The organism is Brevibacterium sp. FAM 24630 (assembly GCF_049804075.1).
In the GTDB taxonomy this organism is placed as follows: Bacteria; Actinomycetota; Actinomycetes; order Actinomycetales; family Brevibacteriaceae; genus Brevibacterium.
In genome coordinates this window covers 1-2,073 of sequence record NZ_JBNBZD010000049.1, presented here as the reverse complement: position 1 = coordinate 2,073, position 2,073 = coordinate 1, and the positions used below count along the sequence as shown (strand labels likewise).

At 60.5% G+C, this 2,073-nt stretch carries 2 protein-coding genes and 1 pseudogene; 1 reads left to right on the top strand and 2 read right to left on the bottom strand.

Translation table 11 applies throughout. The features are described from left to right. Window positions 1-436, bottom strand: a 436-nt coding sequence (locus tag ACPUD7_RS17610; RefSeq protein WP_425120632.1) for a hypothetical protein, incomplete at its 3' end; no start/stop codon positions are given. A gap of 166 nt (window positions 437-602) precedes the next feature. On the opposite strand from ACPUD7_RS17610, the gene ACPUD7_RS17605 reads away from it, so the two are divergent. After that, window positions 603-1,448, top strand: coding sequence for a hypothetical protein (locus tag ACPUD7_RS17605; protein WP_425120631.1), 846 nt, complete (start codon window positions 603-605; stop codon window positions 1,446-1,448). Between the two features lie 307 nt (window positions 1,449-1,755). On the opposite strand, the pseudogene ACPUD7_RS17600 reads toward ACPUD7_RS17605, so the two are convergent. Next, a pseudogene (locus ACPUD7_RS17600) lies at window positions 1,756-2,073 on the bottom strand (IS256 family transposase); the annotation flags it as partial.

The following is a 2,073-nucleotide window of genomic DNA, read 5'->3' as shown; positions in this document are numbered from 1 at the left end:
GCCTCGAGAGCCAGCCGGGTAGCTCGTTCACGTACTTCTGGTAGATATTTCGAGGTAGGCATGATGTGTTGAGGGTAGTCCTTTCTTGGGTAACCGCATACCCTCCATCAAACCAAGGACGAATCAGTTCGCGCCCATATGCGGTAATGCGCGGGCCCAGCAGCGCCAAAGCATCAGCGGCAGTGTAGGGCAAAGCGGCAGTCACCTTCAGCGACAACAGACGTTCGGTCTGGAACGGCGCTCGGTCGAAGCTCGGAGACGGATACATCATGACCGCCTCCCGGTAGCGGCCCATCAGCGTCAGAGCGTCAGCGGCCCACCACTGTGCGTACCATGTGTCGTCATCCGGACCGGCCTCGGTCAACAGCGCCGTGATGCGTTCGAGGGTCTCCGCTGGAGGCAACCTTAAGACATCTTCCGGTACGAAGATCTTCATAGTCCGGTCCAGGAGTAGGCACTGTGCATGGGCTTAGTCTCCCCACGTACCAACTTGAAATGCAACGCGGTGCAGCCGAATACGCCGATGGTGACGCCCGACGAAGTGGTCGGTAAGCTCGTTTCTTTTCACGGTGCCAGCCATAGTTCGTAGACTCAGGGATGTGATGGCGAAGAAGAAGGCCAAGTGGCCGAGTCGGATTCTTTGGATGGGTATCGGCGCAGCGCTGCAGCTGTCAGTGACCACGGTCCTCGTCTTGGTCCTCGTGCGAAAGCCCGACGTGATCAGCGCATGGGGATCGGTACTGACGGCGATTGCGACGCTGGGTCTGGTCGGCACCGCCGTATGGGCTGGACGAGTGGCGGTCCGAACCCTCGATGCCAGCCGTCGCGCAAGCGAGGCCGCGCTAAAGGCGAATGAGCAGGCCGAGGTCGCCAATGGCGCGATGGAGAAGGCGAACGCGCAAGCGGAACAAGACTCGAAGAATGTGAACCGGCCCTACATCGCCGCCTCGCTCGTGCCTGGACTGGCCGGGCTGGGGTGCTTCGATCTTGCGCTCCACAACTACGGGCGAGCAGCAGCCTGGGACCTCACGGTCACGCTGGATCGGGCATTGGACGTGTCGGACGAAATCACCGATTCAGTCGTGGAGCTCTTGAAGACGCCGCGCACCATCTTCCCTGGCCAAACGCTTCGCGCCATGTGGTCGATCGAGGCGCAGCCGGGCTCAAAACTGACACCGGGGGACTCTGGCATCGGCGGCAGTGGCACGCGGGCAGGAATGCCGCCTGAGGCATTGTTGCATCTTGCCTATCACCATGAGGGCTACGGACAAACGGCGACCGAAGAGTCCATTCCTATTTTCGATGCAATTGTTGTGAGGACGAGCAAGTCAGGTTTGTGGCCAGCACCTGATGATGGGACTGAGGTGAGAGGCACCGAACCCAGTTGGTCGAATATTTACGCACTGGGTCGGGCTATCTCGCGGAATATCGGCAACCTTGGCCGGTAGCCGCTCGAGGGCACAAAACGGGCACACTTCGGTGGAATGTCTCTCTTCCCACGAATTCCAGAGAGGTCCAGGTCGGCTAAATCTCGGGCCACGGACAACTTCGGCCCACCAGTGCCTGGGTTCGATCCCCACGGGGCCCACCCCCTGCCCCAGGTCAGAACGGGTGCTGAGGTCGGCGGTTCGGTTCATCCGAACCGCCGACTGTCATTTGAGTGCGATGTCAGCTCGCCCTCACTCTCACGCACGAAATCTTCCACGGGTTATAGGCCAAAATGTGTGTATGGGCAGGGCGTGTCGATGCTGGTTCTCACCGGGTTCTGCCGCCCCAGCCCTTCTGGATCCCATTGCCATCCTCGAGGCTGAATCCCGTCCCGTAGAGGAGATTCGTCTCCTCTCGGCCCGTGTCGGGTTTCACCACGTTCGGGACGCTGCGCGGTGGTGTCCACGCTCGTGGAGTAACGAACGACCACGGGTCCTTGGGTGCCTCGGTGCGCAGATACAACAGCCAGTCGACTCCTCGGCGGGCATGATCGATGTTCAGTCCTCGATGGGCTCGGAGGAAGTCCTTGATCGCTTTGTTCGGGCCGCCCTCTAATGGGTTCGTAGTCTTCGCGATCGTGTAGTC

Excerpts from the sequence above, each read along its gene's own strand:
- ACPUD7_RS17605 (WP_425120631.1), top strand. The coding sequence starts at position 603 with ATGGCGAAGAAGAAGGCCAAGTGGCCGAGTCGGATTCTTTGGATGGGT.